At 48.9% G+C, this 16,038-nt stretch carries 14 protein-coding genes; 4 read left to right on the top strand and 10 right to left on the bottom strand.

Annotated elements, in window-relative coordinates; translation table 11 throughout:
• Positions 1–91: 91 nt before the first annotated feature.
• Positions 92–796, bottom strand: coding sequence for an SDR family oxidoreductase (locus BMZ54_RS04265; RefSeq protein ID WP_202909133.1), 705 nt, complete (start codon positions 794–796; stop codon positions 92–94).
• Between the two features lie 177 nt (positions 797–973).
• Here BMZ54_RS04265 and BMZ54_RS04260 point away from each other — a divergent pair, with 177 nt between their 5' ends.
• Positions 974–1,669 (top strand): YjjG family noncanonical pyrimidine nucleotidase, encoded by a 696-nt coding sequence (locus BMZ54_RS04260; RefSeq protein WP_089906879.1) that lies wholly within the window; start codon positions 974–976, stop codon positions 1,667–1,669.
• A gap of 354 nt (positions 1,670–2,023) precedes the next feature.
• Here BMZ54_RS04260 and BMZ54_RS04255 read toward each other — a convergent pair whose 3' ends face one another.
• From BMZ54_RS04255 to BMZ54_RS04235, 5 genes are all read right to left on the bottom strand, one after another.
• Positions 2,024–2,260, bottom strand: a complete 237-nt coding sequence (locus tag BMZ54_RS04255; RefSeq protein ID WP_089906878.1) for a hypothetical protein — start codon at positions 2,258–2,260, stop codon at positions 2,024–2,026.
• A 31-nt stretch (positions 2,261–2,291) separates the two neighbouring features.
• Positions 2,292–2,948, bottom strand: a complete 657-nt coding sequence (locus BMZ54_RS04250) for a phosphatidylserine decarboxylase family protein (protein ID WP_089906877.1) — start codon at positions 2,946–2,948, stop codon at positions 2,292–2,294.
• A 183-nt stretch (positions 2,949–3,131) separates the two neighbouring features.
• Positions 3,132–4,013, bottom strand: coding sequence for a phosphatidate cytidylyltransferase (locus BMZ54_RS04245; protein WP_089906876.1), 882 nt, complete (start codon positions 4,011–4,013; stop codon positions 3,132–3,134).
• A gap of 115 nt (positions 4,014–4,128) precedes the next feature.
• Positions 4,129–4,338 (bottom strand): putative signal transducing protein, encoded by a 210-nt coding sequence (locus BMZ54_RS04240; RefSeq protein ID WP_089906875.1) that lies wholly within the window; start codon positions 4,336–4,338, stop codon positions 4,129–4,131.
• Complete coding sequence (locus tag BMZ54_RS04235) at positions 4,319–5,254, bottom strand: CPBP family intramembrane glutamic endopeptidase (RefSeq protein ID WP_089906874.1); 936 nt, start codon at positions 5,252–5,254, stop codon at positions 4,319–4,321. The genes BMZ54_RS04240 and BMZ54_RS04235 overlap by 20 nt, the downstream gene beginning before the upstream one ends.
• A 111-nt stretch (positions 5,255–5,365) precedes the next feature.
• Between BMZ54_RS04235 and dusB the strand changes: the two genes are divergently transcribed.
• The 3 genes from dusB (at position 5,366) to proC (ending at position 8,095) form a co-directional block, all read left to right on the top strand.
• Positions 5,366–6,433, top strand: a complete 1,068-nt coding sequence (gene dusB, locus BMZ54_RS04230) for a tRNA dihydrouridine synthase DusB (RefSeq protein ID WP_089908345.1) — start codon at positions 5,366–5,368, stop codon at positions 6,431–6,433.
• Between the two features lie 34 nt (positions 6,434–6,467).
• Positions 6,468–7,037: an NUMOD4 domain-containing protein gene (locus BMZ54_RS04225; protein ID WP_089906873.1), complete on the top strand. Its 570-nt coding sequence runs from the start codon at positions 6,468–6,470 to the stop codon at positions 7,035–7,037.
• Between the two features lie 257 nt (positions 7,038–7,294).
• Complete coding sequence (proC, locus tag BMZ54_RS04220; RefSeq protein WP_089906872.1) at positions 7,295–8,095, top strand: pyrroline-5-carboxylate reductase; 801 nt, start codon at positions 7,295–7,297, stop codon at positions 8,093–8,095.
• Positions 8,096–8,266: 171 nt separating this feature from the next.
• On the opposite strand, the gene BMZ54_RS04215 is transcribed toward proC, so the two are convergent.
• The 4 genes from BMZ54_RS04215 to infB all read right to left on the bottom strand — a co-directional run bounded on the left by BMZ54_RS04215 (position 8,267) and on the right by infB (position 16,013).
• Positions 8,267–8,767, bottom strand: a complete 501-nt coding sequence (locus BMZ54_RS04215) for a SixA phosphatase family protein (protein ID WP_089908342.1) — start codon at positions 8,765–8,767, stop codon at positions 8,267–8,269.
• Between the two features lie 237 nt (positions 8,768–9,004).
• Positions 9,005–10,852 carry an amidophosphoribosyltransferase gene (locus BMZ54_RS04210; RefSeq protein ID WP_089906871.1) on the bottom strand — a complete coding sequence of 616 codons (1,848 nt, stop codon included), beginning with the start codon at positions 10,850–10,852 and terminating at the stop codon, positions 9,005–9,007.
• A gap of 146 nt (positions 10,853–10,998) precedes the next feature.
• Complete coding sequence (locus tag BMZ54_RS04205) at positions 10,999–12,381, bottom strand: peptidylprolyl isomerase (protein ID WP_089906870.1); 1,383 nt, start codon at positions 12,379–12,381, stop codon at positions 10,999–11,001.
• Positions 12,382–12,548: 167 nt separating this feature from the next.
• Positions 12,549–16,013: a translation initiation factor IF-2 gene (gene infB, locus BMZ54_RS04200; RefSeq protein ID WP_089906869.1), complete on the bottom strand. Its 3,465-nt coding sequence runs from the start codon at positions 16,011–16,013 to the stop codon at positions 12,549–12,551.
• Positions 16,014–16,038 lie beyond the last annotated feature (25 nt).

The raw sequence follows: 16,038 nt of genomic DNA, 5'->3' as shown, positions 1-16,038 counted from the left end.
TTAATATGCTAATGTGCTGGTTTTTGTTGCTTACGTTTTGCATATAACCGCAGATACTAGCACTTTAGCATATCGACACATTATCTCATTATTAACTAATATCCCCCAGCATAGGCCGTAGCACAATTTCTTCCACAACTGTTTGAGCGGCCAGCGTATAGGCTGCCCATACAACGTTGGCAATATCCTCCGGCGGCATCAGGCGGTCCGGCGGCGCTTCAAAACCCTCCCAGGAGGCAGTAAGCGTGGGGCCGGGGCTGAGGGCGGTTACTTTAATGTTATGCGGTTTCAGCTCTTCCCGCAGGTTTTTGGAAAAGCCTAACAAGGCAAATTTAGTAATGCTATACGCGCCGCCGTTAGGGTAGGCTTTGTAGCTGGCAGTGGAGGTAAGGTTAAAAATGTGGCCTTTACGCTGCTCCATCATAGCTGGTAACAGCTGGCGGGTAAGGTGGTAGGCGCTGTACACATTGGTAGCCATCAGGTTTTCAAGCAGGCCCTCTTCCTCCTGGTGCAGGGCGCCAGGTATAAAAAGACCGGCATTATTTACCAGTATATCCACTACCGGGAAAGCTGCTTTTACTTTGGCTGCAAAGCTCAGCACCTGCTGTTTATCACTCATATCCACCGGCAGGGCCAGCACCTGTACATTAGGCGCCAGCTGGCGGATGTGTGCGGCCGTAGCCTCCAATGTGGCGGCATTGCGGGCGCAGAGTGCTATATTAAAACCTTCTTTGGCCAGCCTTTCGGCTATGGCTTTACCTATTCCTTTGCTGGCTCCCGTAATAACTGCGTTCATATTCAGAGGGATTGAAAACGGGAAAATAAGAAAAAAAATGTGCAGATAGGCAGATGTGCAAATATGGAGAGGTGTGAATGTGCAGATGAAATTGCCGCAGGGAAGCTTTGTTCAATTACGTATCTGCCTATTTGCACATTTATACATCTGCCCATTCCTTCGTAACTTTGCGCCGTGATGAAGTATAAGCATATTTTCTTTGACCTGGACCATACACTGTGGGATTTTGAGACCAACTCCTACCAGACTTTAGAGGAACTCTACCATATGTTTAACCTGGGCGCTCGCGGGGTGCCTTCTTTTGAAGCGTTTTACGACAGCTATGTTATTCATAATGAGATACTCTGGGACCGTTTCCGCAAAGGGCTCATTAACCGCAATGACCTGCGCTACAAACGTTTTAGCAGAACGCTGCTGGACTTTAAGATCGGGGATGAAAAACTGTCTAATTCCCTCAGCGAAAAATTTTTGGAAGTACTGCCGTTTAAAACTGCTTTATTCCCTTACACCGTGGAAGTATTGGAATACCTGACGGCTAAGAACTACCCCCTGCACATGATCACCAACGGGTTTGAGGATACCCAGCTGCTGAAAATGCGCAATGCCAAAATTGATCATTTCTTTACGCATATTATTACTTCGGAAGTAGCGGGCAGCCTGAAACCTTACCGGGAAATATTTGATTACGCTATTACCAAAGCCGCTACCAGCGCTACGGAGAGCGTGATGATAGGGGATGCGCTGGAGCTGGATATTATAGGGGCTCACAATGCGGGTATGGATCAGATCTATTTTAATGCAAAAGTTCCGGCTACTACTATGCAGCCTACGTATTGTATTTCCTGCCTGAGTGAGCTGAAAACAATTTTATAAGGCGGTGGAAGAAAAGGGAGTATTTTGCTTGCATAACCGCATGGGATATGTTTTTGTTATCGATTGCGATAAGCAATAGTATTGGTTGCATAGGCTTGGGGGTAGTCTTTAGCAATATCATATAAACGGTTGCTGAGAAAACAGCCAGACCAAAGAGTACGGCGAAGGCTTTGAGGATCACATAAACGACAACAAACCACTACCAGGTAATCGAATAAATAAGAGGGTGTATCAAAAATAAATAAAGGGTCTAAGAATCGCCTAAACGGCCATAGGCCTCCATCAGGTACCTGAATAAAAACAGGGTGTATCAAAAGTATGATACACCCTGTTTTTATTTTATGCCGTATGTGATTACTTACCTGCTGGTTTGGCTGCAGTTGCCGGTTTGGCCGGTTTAGCAGCAGCAGCGCGCAGGCTGGCGGTTTTTGAAGGTTGCATGCAGCAGGCCTTTTTCCCGGCAGTTTGCTCTTTTTTGCTACAGGCCTTGCTGTCTTTATTACAGCAGCTCTTATCCTTTGCTTTGTCCTGGGCCAGGGCTGCACCGCTTAAGAGCAGGGCTGCAGCCAGGGTGAAAAAAGTTTGTTTCATGCTAAATATTTTTAGGTAGCGGTGGTTGTGTTTATACCAGCTGTGCAATAATGGATTGTCCGCCCTTTACTACCTGGTCCAGCTGCACTTTTACGGGGGTGCCTACGGGCAGGTAAATATCCACGCGGGAACCGAACTTGATAAAGCCCAGCTCTTCATTTTGTTTTACCTGCTGGCCTGCCTTCAGGTAGTTTACAATACGGCGGGCCAGGGCGCCGGCAATCTGGCGTACCAGGATATCTGTTTTGCCATTGCCTATAACCACGGTGTGGCGCTCATTTTCCGTAGAAGATTTCGGATGCCAGGCCACCAGGTATTTACCGGCATGGTATTGAGATAATTTCACCTCCCCGCTGATGGGGTTGCGGTTTACGTGTACATTGGCAGGGCTCATGAAAATAGATACCTGCAGGCGTTTATCTTTAAAATATTCGGGTTCAAAAGTTTCTTCGATCACCACTACTTTACCGTCACAGGGAGAGATCACCAGCGTTTCATCCTGCGCCATATCCCGGGCGGGGATGCGGAAAAAGGAAATAATGAACAGGAACAGGATCAGGGATACAATAAAAAAGCCCCAGGTGAGGGAGGGTACCTGTCCCAGGAAATAGAATACGGCCACATTGAGCAATGCCAGCACCAAAGCGGTTAGTACAATAGTGCCCAATCCTTCGCGATGGATCTTCATGTTGTATTTATTGGTTTATTAGTTTAATTGGTAATGCGAAGGTAGAATTAATTACGAATTATCAATTACGAATTACGAATTAGGTAGTGCAAGCGTAAATGTATTAAGCACTTATGCAGGAAACCGCATGGTGATGTGAATTGCATTGTTGTACTTATTGCCCTGAATTGCTCAATTCGTAATTCACATCATAAAGCTGTGCACATAGATCCAGGCAAACGGCGTAGCCAGCAGCAGGGAATCAAAGCGGTCCAGGAAGCCGCCGTGCCCCGGCATAATATTACCGGAATCTTTTACGCCGGCCATGCGTTTCAGCTTGGATTCCAGCAGATCGCCGGCTGTGCCGAAAATAGCGGCAATACCTGCTAAGGCCAGCCAGTGCTGCAGATCCAGCCACTGCTGCCCCCAGTAATGGCCAAAAATGCCGGCAACAGCTACACAAAGTATCATGCCGCCCACAGAGCCCTCTGTAGTTTTCTTAGGGGAAATGGAAGGGAAAAAAGGTGTGCGCCCTATAAGGGAGCCTATAATGTAGGCCATGGTATCATTGATCCAGATGAAGCAGATCAGCAGCAGGGGTATCAGCCAGCCGGGCTGTCCGCCGGTGGTATGGCCAATAAAGGTGATCATGCTGCTGCTCAGGCGCAGGTCTACCAGCAGGCCAAAGGATACGCTGATATATAGCAGGCCCAGGGCGGAGTAGCCAATGTTCTTCAGTGAAAAGTCCTTGCCCAGCAATATTTCGCCCATGGGCAGTACCAGCAGGAAAATAACGGCTGTCCACCAGCCCAGGAATCCCAGGGAGGCAAGGGTGGTGACAAAGGCCTCGCCGGTAAAGGCCATTACAATGGCGCAGCTGGCTACCAGCACGCCGTAGCGGTGCCAGGCAGATACTTCGTTATAATCCTTATCTATGAGGCGAATGAGTTTAAAGTACTCCTGTATGGCAAAAAAATTAACCAGGAAAAAGAGCAGGAAGAAGGTAAAGGGAGTCCATAAAATGCCGCCCAGCATTACTGCCACAAAAACCAGTGCGGAGGCGGTACGGGTAAAAAAAGTCTTCATTCAGTGTTTATTTTGAAATTGCAGAAGTATGAAATAATATGGCTACATCTTACTTCCTGCAGCTTACTTCGTTTCGTTCGTCTGCTGACAATGCGTATAGTTTACATCCTGCTTTTTACTTGGTTTCATTCATCAATTCCAGCGCCTGCGTTACCTGCGAGGTGTGTACATAAATTTCCGCCTGCCCGGGCAGCGCCTGTGTGTAAGATGAATCCTGCCGGTTCAGGAGCACGGCATTCACCCCGTTCTCCAGCAGCATGCCTTTTACCATTTCCGCCTCAAAGGGCCGGTCTGTTGAAAATATTTTAATCCAGTCTTTTTCCATCACTCAAATTTTCAGGTTGTGAGTTTTCAGCTTGTGGTGGCAATTTAGTGCGTTTGTACAACACCCACAAAAGCGACAGGGTTACCAGGGCGCTAATGAGGGCCACATACCAGCTAGTGGTGCCGCTTTTGGAAGGATCATCAGAGATCACCTTTACCTGGTACAGGTAAGCGGCAAATACCTGGATCCCATTTACCAGGAAGTGCCCCAGTATAGACAGCCACAGGTTTCCGCTCAGGTAATAAATGGCGCCCAGTAAAAAACCCAGCAGCACACGCGGCACAAATCCCAGCAGCTGCATATGCACGGCGCTGAATAAAATAGCCGTGATCAATACGCCCAGCCAGGGCAGGCGTACCAGCTGTATAACCAGGCGTTGCATAACCCCGCGAAAGAACACTTCTTCTGCAATGGCAGGCAGCACGGCTATCAGCAGCAGGTTTACGATCAGGTCTTTTACCGTGGGCATTTGCAGCAGGCGTTCTATCAGCAGGTCGGCCTGTTCTTCCATTTGCCGTATGGAGGCTGGTACGTTCCAGTGCTGGTTCCATTCCGCCGTCAAATCTACAGCCCACAAGGAACAATACATAATCAAAAGCGCTAATACTATAGGCAGGGCTTTAGGGCTTTTGTTCATACCCAGCCATGTGGCAGGCTGTGGATCGGAGAGGTAGCCGAACAATAACCCAGGCACTAAATAAACCACCAAAGTGTACAGAAATTGTACTAATTTCAGATAGCCGATAACTTTAGGACCCGTGGCGTTGCCACCTTGTAATTGATCTACAGTATAACCGCTCAGGGCAGGGAAGCCAGTATACAGGAAGGTACCATAAAGCAGCATAAAGCCGATAAAGATCCCGATAAAGGTCACGAATTGTAAAGAAGGGGAAGACTGTTTTAGATAGCCGGTCATAAACGGTAACTGTGTTAATTTTGCGTAAATTTACAGCGCCAAAACCAGTTGGCAATAGCTTTTACTCAACCTGCATACATCCTGCTGCAACTATACAATGTAATAAAAAAAATGGCGAAGATTGGTAATATAAATTTAGAGGAGTTCCCTTTACTGCTGGCACCCATGGAAGATGTAAGCGACCCACCTTTCCGTGCTGTATGTAAAGAGAACGGGGCTGACCTGATGTACACGGAATTTATTTCTTCGGAGGGGCTTATCCGTGATGCTATTAAAAGCCGGCAAAAGCTGGATATTTTCGATTACGAGCGGCCTATAGGCATACAGATCTTCGGGGGCGATGAAGAGCCCATGGCGATGGCGGCCCAGATTGCTGCCGCTACTAACCCCGACCTGGTGGACATTAACTACGGCTGCCCGGTAAAAAAAGTAACCTGCAAGGGCGCCGGCGCCGGTATTTTGAAAGATGTGCCCAAAATGATAAAGCTGACCGCTGCCGTGGTAAAAGCCACCTCGCTGCCGGTAACAGTAAAAACCCGTTTGGGCTGGGACGATGATACGCGTAATATTGAGGAAGTAGCAGAGCGACTGCAGGATGTGGGCATACAGGCCCTTACCATCCACGGCCGCACCCGCACACAAATGTACAAAGGCAATGCCGACTGGAGCCTGATCGGAAAAGTAAAGAACAACCCCCGCATACGTATCCCTATATTTGGTAACGGTGACATATGTACGCCGGAGCAGGCTGTAAGCGCCCGGGAAAAGTACGGGGTAGATGGGATCATGATAGGAAGGGCAGCCATTGGTTACCCCTGGATCTTTAACGAGATCAAGCATTTTATGAAAACCGGTGAACATTTACCGCCCCCAACTGTTTTGGAAAGAGTAAGGGTATGTAAAAAGCACTTGCACCATTCCATTGCCTGGAAAGGAGAGATTGTAGGTATATTGGAAATGCGCCGTCATTACACAAACTACCTGAAAGGATTACCGCATATAAAAGATTTCAGGCAACAATTAGTAACTTACAAGTCACCGGCAGAATTGGAACAGGTTTTAGATGCTATAGCCGCACAATACAAAGATCATGTTTTTGAGAGGGTCGCATCCCCGGTAGCGGACAGCCAATACCTGCCGGCAAACAATGAAAGCATAGATTGTAACGTTTACGGTTAAACCCCAATTTCATTTATTTAAAAATTACTTTCACATGGCCACAATTAAAAACCTTAAAAACGAAGTCTGGAAAGACTTGCAGATCAAAAACAAATCTGCCTTGCGAAAAAGATATGCTGTGTCTAATATGGGGAGAGTGATCAGTTACCATGAAGAAATTGAAGATGGGAAGCTATTATCCGGTTCTACCGTTGAGGGATATACGGTATTGAATGTAAAGCCGGCAGATAGCTACCAGTCCCTGTACCTGCACCGCGAAGTAGCCAAACTGTTCGCTAAAAGGCCGGGACGATCCCACCGATACGTTATTCACCTGGATTACGATAAGAAGAACAATAAAGCCTCCAACCTCCGCTGGGCCACCAAAGAGGAAATGGAAGAGCATCAGCAGAACAGCCCCGCCAAGCTGGCCTACAAGGAAAAACAGCGTAACCGCCTGAAAGGCTTAAAGCTGAATGTAACCAAGGTTAAAAGCATAAAGCGCCTGCTGGCAAAACCCGGCAAACGCACCATGAAACAGATCGCCGAGCAATTCGATATCAGCGAAATGCAGCTGTACCGGATAAAAAGCGGCGAGAACTGGAGTCATGTAAACGCGGATTAAAGCCTGGCTTTCCAGGAATGATCATAAATGATGTTGTCTGACTAAGGCCAGACTGTCCGGCTAGTGTAGCAGGATGGCTGGCCTTAGCTATTTGAGGTGCAGATGAGGAATGCATGAATGTGTGCCAATGTACCGGTTTTTGTTGTTTGTGCCGCACCCACCTATACCTGCCCACCAGCACATTCCTCCATCATCTGTACATTTGCCTGTTTGCATATCTGCACATTGTTTACTTTTGTCCCAATTAAACAAGGGATATGTCTACCAAGAAAATTGCCATTATTGGCGGCGGTAACCTGGGGTCCGCCATTGCACAGGGCGTGTTAAAGAGCGGTTTTGCCAGTGCTCCTGATATTATTATCACCAAACGCAATATTGAAACCCTGGCCGGCCTGCAGGCACAGGGCGTACTAACGGAAACGGATAATGCCAAAGCCATTGCTGCGGCAGATGTGATCATTGTAGCTTTAAAGCCCTACAACATAAAAGAAGTACTTAGCCGGGTAAAAAGCGCTTTTAACCCGGCCAAACATATGCTCATCAGCGTAGTTACCGGCGTAAGCATGGACGAGCTGGAGGAGATAGCCGGCCCGGGAATGCCCGTGGTAAGGGCTATGCCCAATACCGCCATTGCCATCCAGGAATCCATGACCTGTATTTGCCATAAGAACACTACCCCGGAGCAGGCCGCCTGGGTAATGCAGCTGTTTGACCAGCTGGGCGTTACGGTTAGTATTGATGAAAAACTGATGGATGCCGCCACCGTATTAGGCGCCTGCGGTATTGCCTATGCCCTGCGCTTTATACGCGCCAGCATACAGGGAGGCATTGAAATCGGGTTTGATGTACGTACCGCCAACATGATAGCTGCCCAAACGGTAAAGGGCGCTGCCGCCCTGCTCATTAGCGGTAACCGCCACCCGGAGGAAGAAATAGATAAGGTTACTACACCCAAAGGCTGCACCATTGCGGGCTTGAACGAGATGGAGCACCAGGGTTTCAGCTCTTCACTGATCAAAGGCATCACTGTTTCGTATAATAAGATCCTGAAGGGATAGGTAAAGTAAAAAGTAAAAAAGTAAAAGGTAAAAATTAAAAAGGTGTTTTGCTGAAGCTATCAGCGGGGTAAGTAAGATATGGACAGCGGATAAGCGCGGGGCTGGAAGGCTACGGTTATTTTGAGAGGGAGGCATCCATGTTTTAATTTTTGCTTTTTAACTTTTAACTTTTCAAACAACTTCCTGTTTGGGGTAATCAAAAAAGAGGAATTTTTTTGGCGCCCGGTCAAAATCTTTCCAGGAGCTGATGTCCGCCTCTATGGCAAAGATACCGGAGGTAGGCACATTATCTATCCGGATCTCTTCCGTAAGATAGTTGGCAAAATCCGTTATGCCGGGGTTATGGGCGAAAATAGCCACAGTATCAAAATCATCATCGATCTTGGTGATCACTTTCAGGAAGGTGGAGGCGTAGCAGAGGTACAGCTCATCTTCCAGTAAAATGGCCTCTTTAGGATACTTCCACTCACGGGCCATGATCTTGGCTGTGCTGCGTGTGCGTTTAGCAGGACTGGAAATTATAAGCTGGGGCACCATACCCTTTTGCAGCAGGCGGGCAGCCATTTCCGGTGCGTTCTGTTTGCCGCGGCGGTTAAGGGGCCGGTCAAAATCATCCATGTCCGGATCATTCCAGCTGGACTTTGCATGCCGAATAAGGAGTAATGTTTTCATGGGCTGAAAACCATTAATAACCATAACGAAAATACGAATTTTCAGATTCAGCAGAAAGTTAAACCCTTGCTGTTAACCTAAAATCAAGAGCAGGGCGATTTAAAATAAACTTAACACAGATTTGTTGCGGGTAATATTATTAATTAATACTATACTAATTGGGCCACAGGAAAGAAAAAAGGCTGCATCAAAAAGATACAGCCCGGTAGTGTATGTGTTTAGGTATAAATATCAATATTAATATCCTCTTTCATTACGGCCTTCCATGTAGTTCATGAAGGCTTTATTTACCACGCGGTTGCCGCCGGGGGTAGGATAGTTTCCGGTAAAATACCAGTCGCCCAGGTTATTGGGGCAGGCCTTATGCAGGTTCTCTATTGACTGGTAGATCACATCTACCTTGGCGTTAATGCCGGCAGGGGTAATGATCTGTGCTATTTTATCGGAGATCTCTTCTGTGGTGAAAGGTTTATAGATATTCCGCACTACGTTCTGCGCATGCAGGGTATTAGTGCGCTGCAGCTCCTTACACAGGCCGTAGGCTTCCTGTAAGATATGCTCCTTACCCTGTTCTTTCAGCAGGGCAATGGCTGCCTGGAAAGCAACAAAGTCGCCCATTTTGCTCATATCAATGCCATAACAGTCCGGGTAGCGGATCTGCGGGGCAGAGGAAATGATCATAATGCGCTTGGGCCCTAAACGGTCCAGCATTTTAATAATGCTTTCCTTGAGGGTGGTGCCGCGTACAATGGAATCGTCTATCACGGCCAGTGTATCCACACCGGGGCGCACGGTTCCGTATGTGATATCATACACGTGCTGCACCATTTCATTACGGCCGCTGTCTTCCGCAATAAAGGTGCGCATCTTCACATCCTTAATAGGGATCTTATCGATCCTTACCCGGCGGTTCACCATTTCTGCCAGCTTGGCTTCGTCAAAATCCTTACCCCAGGAGAGGATGCGTTCTATCTTAATTTTATTCAGATAATCTTCCAAACCCTTTATCAGGCCGTAGAAAGCTACTTCCGCGGTGTTGGGTACAAAAGAGAAAATGGTGTTGCGAAGGTCGTTGTCAATAGCTTTCAGAATGGTTTCTGAAAGGTTGTAACCCAGGTTGGAACGTTCTTTATAGATCTTTTCATCGTTACCACGGGAAAAATAGATCCTTTCGAAGCTACAGGCTTTACGTTCTTTGGGTTCCAGGATCTGTTCTATGCTGTATTCCCCGTCGTTCTTTACAATAAGGGCATTGCCGGGCATCAGCTCCAGCACTTCGTTTTCGCCAACATTAAAGGCGGTACGAATGGCTGCCCTTTCTGATGCGGCTACGATCACATCCTCATTGATGTAGTAATAAGAGGGGCGAATGCCATGCGCATCGCGGATCACAAAGGCATCGCCGGTGCCCATAAGGCCGCATACATGGTAGCCGCCATCGAACATGGAAAAGGCCTGGCGCAGGATGTTCTTTACATCCAGCCCGTTACGGCGCTCTTCATCTTCCTGACATAAAAAGTGATATACTACTTCCAGCATGGCGGCCAGGTCGCTGTTACGGTGTACTTCGCCGGGATCTACCCCTACGAATTTGAACAGCTCATCGGCATTTACCAGGTTAAAGTTACCGGCAATGCTAAGGTTGCGTGCGGGAATGGTATTGTGGCGTACAAAAGGATGGCAGAGCTCTACATTGTTCTTGCCCTGGGTGGCGTAGCGCAGGTGACCCATCAGCAGCTCGCCCAGGAAGCGGATGTGGCCTTTCATAAGGCCCGGGAACTTGGTAATTTCCGGCTGGTATTTCTCTATCTCCTGGATCTCGTCGCGCACTTTGCCGAAAATATCGCCAATGGCTTGCGGGGCGCTGCTCCGGAGACGGTGCATGAAGGGTACCCCTGGTTCTGTATTGAGTTTTACGGTGGCTATACCCGCACCATCCTGTCCGCGGTTATGCTGCTTTTCCATGAGCAGGTACAGCTTATTAAGCCCAAAGAAAACCGTTCCGTATTTCTGCTGATAATAAGAGAATGGCTTCCTTAATCTTATGAATGCAAGGCCGCATTCATGCTTTATCGCATCACTCATCCCATTTTTGAATTGAAGTCGCAAAGTTACGCTTAAAAAGCATAACAAAAACATAAAGGTTGGAAAGTGGGATTGCCTTAAAACGAAACTCCCCGGTACGGATAGTGTACCAGGGAGTTTTTGTTATAGGATGTAGCTTGCGAACGTTATTGTTTGGCCATGGATGCCAGCCATTTGGAAATGTTTCCGCAGGTCTTGAACTCATCGTCCACGTGAATGTAATACGTGGGAATTCTTTCCATGAGCCATTTATTTACGGCCTCTCCCTGTTTTCCCTGGAGGGTGCGCTGCTGAATGCGGGCATAATCATCTCTCAGGTTCTCGCGGTGCGGCTGGGTACGTGTTTTCAGGTACACCAGGCGTACGCCGGTACGGCCCTGTTCATCGGTGAATGGCGCCGGTGCGGAGATCTGGCCGGGTTTCAGGGTGTCCAGCATCAGCACAATATCGCGGGTGGATGGATCATCCAGCTGGTCAATGGTGATGAGGGAGCTACCGTTCATTTTATTTTGCAGCATACCGCCGTCAAACTTAGCCATCTGGGCATCGCTGTATTTGGTAACTGCTTCGCCAAAAGTGTATTTATGATCCAGGATGGCGGTACGGATAGTATCCAGCTTTTTGTTGACCAGTTCAATGTCAGACTTGGTAATGTTTGGTTTTACCAGGATGTGCTGCACGGTAATGTTATCGCCCTGGCGGCGCAGACACTGAATAAGGTGGTAGCCGAACTGGCTTTTTACCGGGGAAGAGATTTCCCCTTCCTTTAAACGGAAAGAGGCGGCCAGGAAGTCAGGATCCCAGGTACCTTTCTCGTTCCGGTTCAGGATGTAAATGCCTTTATTATCTTTTACTCCCGGATCCTCAGAATACAGAATGGCCAGGGAGCTGAAGTCAGATTCTTTCTTTTCTACGCGGCGGCGGAAGTCCATTAGACGTTCCGTGGCATAGTTTTCCATTTCCTTGGTGGCTTTGGGCAGCAGAATAAGCTGACCTATTTCCAGCTCTGATTCGTAAAAGTGTAAGCTGTCTTTTGGAATGCTTTCAAACTCGCGCTGCACTTCAGAAGGGGTTACTTTAATGGCATCCACGATCTTATCGCGCATGGCCTTGGCCTGTAAACCTTCTTTAATAGGCTGGCGGAAACGCTCGCGCAGCTGGTAAATGGAGTAGCCGGTCACTTCCTTCATTTTCTCACGGGAGCCATACAGGTCCTCAAAGTAACGGATACGGTTCTCGATCTGCCCATCTACATCGGCATCACTCACGGGTAAGCTATCCCGTTCTGCCTGCAGCACCATTACTTTCTGGGCTATGATCTGCTCCATAATAGAGCAGGCGGCATTGGGCGGCAGCTGATTATCCGGCGTATTACGCTGCAGGTTCATCATTTCCCCATCTATATCTGATTTTAAAATGATCTTATCCCCTACAATGGCGGCAATTTTATCTGCTACCATTTTTTGCTGTCCTACGGAGGTTTGCCACAGGAGCAAAGCCCCTGCAGATAATGCCAAAAGTCTGTTCATAGTAAAGAAGGCAGTGAAATTCAAAAATAGCCAATAAAATAAGCCGCATGGAGCGGCCTATGGTTTTTAACAAAAGTTTATCTATGCATAAAGCTAAAAGCATAAAGCTGAAAGCAATGCAGCGGATGTTAATCTGCTTTATGCTTTCAGCTTTACACTTTCTGCTATTATAAAGTACGTTTTACTTCTACTTCTTCAAATCCTTCTACGATATCGCCGGTTTTCAGATCGTTGTAGTTGCGTATGCTCAGGCCGCACTCCATGTTGGATACAACTTCCTTCACATCGTCCTTATAACGTTTCAGGGAGCCCAGCTCACCGGTGAAGATCACGATACCATCGCGTACCAGGTTAATGCGGGTGTTACGGGCCAGCTTACCATCCAGTACAAAACAACCGGCTACGGTTACCTTGTCAAAACGGTAGGTTTCGCGCACTTCCACATTGGCCACCACCTTCTTCTCTATCTTAGGCTCAAGCATGCCTTCCATGGCGCTCTTCAGCTCTTCGATAGCATCGTAAATGATGGAGTAGGTACGGATCTCAATATTTTCTTTCTCAGCCAGCTTGGCGGCGTTGGAAGACGGGCGTACCTGGAAGCCTACGATGATAGCATCGGAGGCGGTAGCCAGCAATACGTCGGATTCTGTGATCTGACCTACGGCCTTGTGCACCACGCTGATGGCTATTTCTTCTGTAGACAGCTTCTGCAGGGAGTCGCTCAATGCTTCTACGGAACCGTCAAAGTCGCCCTTGATGATAATGTTAAGCTGTTTAAAGTTGCCCAGTGCCAGACGGCGGCCAATTTCATCCAGGGTAATGTGTTTCTTGGTGCGGATGCCCTGCTCACGTACGATCTGCGCGCGGCGGTTAGCAACATCCTTGGCTTCCCCTTCATCCACATACATCCGGAATTTTTCACCGGCCTGCGGGGCGCCGTTCAGACCCAGCAGCTGTACCGGGGCCGATGGTCCTGCTTCTTCAATACGCTGTCCGCGTTCATTGAACATGGCTTTGATCTTACCATAGAAGGCGCCGCTCACAATGGTATCGCCCTGGTGCAGGGTACCATTTTGTACCAGCACGGAGGCTACGTAACCGCGGCCTTTATCCAGCGAGGCTTCTATGATGCTGCCGGAGGCTTCGCGGGCAGGATTTGCTTTCAGTTCCAGCAGCTCTGCTTCCAGTAATATTTTTTCCAGCAGCACATCTATGTTCAAACCGCTTTTGGCAGATATTTCCTGGCTTTGGTATTTACCGCCCCAGTCTTCTACCAGCAGGTTCATACCGGCTAATTGTTCTTTGATCTTTTCAGGATTGGCTCCTTCCTTATCAATTTTGTTGATGGCAAATACCATGGGAAGGCCGGCTGCCTGTGAGTGGGAGATGGCTTCACGCGTTTGGGGCATGATGGCGTCATCTGCTGCTATCACGATCACGGCTATATCCGCTGCTTTGGCACCACGGGCACGCATCGCAGTAAAGGCTTCGTGACCAGGTGTATCCAGGAAGGTAAGCTTTTTACCGGTGGCGGTAGTTACCTGGTAGGCGCCTATGTGCTGGGTAATGCCCCCGGCCTCACCGGCTACTACGTTAGCGCTGCGGATGTAATCCAGCAGGGAGGTTTTACCATGGTCTACGTGACCCATGATGGTCACAATAGGCGCTCTTGGCGACAGATCCTCTTCTGCATCCACTTCTTCTTCTTCCTCATCCGCATCTACATCGTCTATACCAATAAATTCTACTTCATAACCAAATTCGCCGGCTACCAGCTCAATTACTTCCGCATCCAGGCGCTGGTTGATGGATACCATGATACCCAGGCTCATACACTTGGAGATCACTTCTGCGAAGCTTACATCCATCAGGTTGGCCAGCTCACTTACGGAAATAAATTCCGTTACCTGCAGCTTATTATTCTCTGCATTCTGGTTGGCCATTTCTTCGGCCCTTGCATCGCGTTTGTCGCGGCGCTGTTTGGCCTTGATGTTCTTGCCACGGCCGCCACCCAGCTTGGCCATGGTTTCCTTGATCTTATTCTGGATCTCGTTCTTGTCAATTTCTTTGTCTTCCGGACGCCTGTTCGGATCCCCTGGTCCACGGTTAAAGCCGCCGCGGTTATCGCGGTTGCCACCCGGGCCGCGGTTACCACCACCGGGGCCACGGTTACCCCCACCTGGACCACCGGGTCCGCGGTTAGGTGCTGCGTGGGGCCGGCTGGGTCCCTGACCGGGTTGGTGCGGACGGCTGCCGCCACCCTGGCCACCCTGACCCTGGCCTCCACCGCTGTGCGGGCGGTTACCACCACCACCCTGGTGATGACGGTTATCGCCACCGGGCCGGTTATCGCGGTTGCCAAAGCGGTTGTTATTATCGCCGGTGCGGTTGGTAGGTGCACCTGCGCCTTCACGTTTTTCGCCGGAAAATTCTTTCGGCTGTATGGGTTCCGGTTTCTTTTCAACAATAATGCGTTTGCGCTTACGCTTTTCATCATTACTGTTGTTGTTGTTATTATTGTTCCGGTTGTTGAAGGTGCTTTTGTTATTATCGCGCCTGTCAGACTGGATCGGCAGGTTTATTTTCCCGATTACCTTGGGACCGGTTAATTTTTCTGCCTGTATGTTTTCAATCACAGCGCTGCTATTATCATCCTGTTCGGAATCCTGTATATTTCTTTCTGCGGGAGCGGTTTCCGGCTCTTTTTGTTGAGCGGCTACCGGTGCGGGTTCCTTTACTTCCCTTGCTGCCGGTGGTGCTTCCTGTGGTTTTTTCTCTTCTTTTTCTTTGGGAGGAGCGGGTTGCTCTGCGGCGGGAGCTGCCGGTTTTTCCTTTTCCACGGCTTTGGGCGTTTCTGCCTGCGGCTGCGGTGTGGGTGGTGCGGCGGTTACTTCCGGTTTTTCCGCTACGGGCGCTGGTTTTTCCTCTTTCACGGGTGCGGGTGGTGTTTCCTGCACTTTTTCTTCCTTCACTTCCGGCGGAGGTGTTTTGGCTACCGGTGTTGTTACCACAACCGTTTCCGGCTGTTTGGCCGGCGCTTTCTCCTCTACGGGAGGTTCCTCTTTACGTGCGGCAGGTTTTTTACCCTGCAGGGCGTTCAAATCAATGGTTGCCACAACTTTAGGTCCGTTTAGGCGTGGGGATTCTGTTTTGGTTACTTCTGAGACAGGAGGGGGGGTGGCGGCTTCCGTTTTAGGCGGAGGCGCCACAGGTGTTACCGGCGCTTCCGGTTGCTGCGGGGCTGTAGCTTGTACAGGCGCAGGTTCCGGGGCAGGCTCCTGTTTAGGCTTTTCGGCCTGGGGCGGTGTTTCTATTGCCGTCGCGGGCTCCTCTTTCGTTCCACTCTTCTTCCCTGCTGCTTCCGCGGCTTCCTTCTCCTTTTTCTTCATTGCATCTAACACGCTTCCTTTAGGCAGGGCTATCTGGTCGCTTTTGCGCTTGTTAGCCTTGTCCTGCTGGAATTCTGACTGCAGGGCTGAGTACATTTCAGCCGTCAGACGGGCATTTGGTGATTCAAATCCGTCCGTCGAGTAGCCCTTATTGGCAAGAAAATCGATCAACGTTCCTTTACCAATATTGAACTCCTTGGCGGCAGCCAGCAATCGTGGTGTGTTGTTTGTTACTTCGGGCATATGTGTTATATCTCGGGCCTCCCCT

The sequence above is a fragment of the Chitinophaga rupis genome (assembly GCF_900109685.1).
Classification (GTDB): Bacteria; Bacteroidota; Bacteroidia; order Chitinophagales; family Chitinophagaceae; genus Chitinophaga; species Chitinophaga rupis.
Note: the sequence above shows the minus strand (reverse complement) of the source record. Positions and strands in the feature narration are given on the sequence as shown.

Excerpts from the sequence above, each read along its gene's own strand:
- BMZ54_RS04265 (WP_202909133.1), bottom strand. The coding sequence starts at position 796 with ATGAACGCAGTTATTACGGGAGCCAGCAAAGGAATAGGTAAAGCCATA.
- BMZ54_RS04260 (WP_089906879.1), top strand. The coding sequence starts at position 974 with ATGAAGTATAAGCATATTTTCTTTGACCTGGACCATACACTGTGGGAT.
- BMZ54_RS04255 (WP_089906878.1), bottom strand. The coding sequence starts at position 2,260 with ATGAAACAAACTTTTTTCACCCTGGCTGCAGCCCTGCTCTTAAGCGGT.
- BMZ54_RS04250 (WP_089906877.1), bottom strand. The coding sequence starts at position 2,948 with ATGAAGATCCATCGCGAAGGATTGGGCACTATTGTACTAACCGCTTTG.
- BMZ54_RS04245 (WP_089906876.1), bottom strand. The coding sequence starts at position 4,013 with ATGAAGACTTTTTTTACCCGTACCGCCTCCGCACTGGTTTTTGTGGCA.
- BMZ54_RS04240 (WP_089906875.1), bottom strand. The coding sequence starts at position 4,338 with ATGGAAAAAGACTGGATTAAAATATTTTCAACAGACCGGCCCTTTGAG.
- BMZ54_RS04235 (WP_089906874.1), bottom strand. The coding sequence starts at position 5,254 with ATGACCGGCTATCTAAAACAGTCTTCCCCTTCTTTACAATTCGTGACC.
- dusB (WP_089908345.1), top strand. The coding sequence starts at position 5,366 with ATGGCGAAGATTGGTAATATAAATTTAGAGGAGTTCCCTTTACTGCTG.
- BMZ54_RS04225 (WP_089906873.1), top strand. The coding sequence starts at position 6,468 with ATGGCCACAATTAAAAACCTTAAAAACGAAGTCTGGAAAGACTTGCAG.
- proC (WP_089906872.1), top strand. The coding sequence starts at position 7,295 with ATGTCTACCAAGAAAATTGCCATTATTGGCGGCGGTAACCTGGGGTCC.
- BMZ54_RS04215 (WP_089908342.1), bottom strand. The coding sequence starts at position 8,767 with ATGAAAACATTACTCCTTATTCGGCATGCAAAGTCCAGCTGGAATGAT.
- BMZ54_RS04210 (WP_089906871.1), bottom strand. The coding sequence starts at position 10,852 with ATGAGTGATGCGATAAAGCATGAATGCGGCCTTGCATTCATAAGATTA.
- BMZ54_RS04205 (WP_089906870.1), bottom strand. The coding sequence starts at position 12,381 with ATGAACAGACTTTTGGCATTATCTGCAGGGGCTTTGCTCCTGTGGCAA.
- infB (WP_089906869.1), bottom strand. The coding sequence starts at position 16,013 with ATGCCCGAAGTAACAAACAACACACCACGATTGCTGGCTGCCGCCAAG.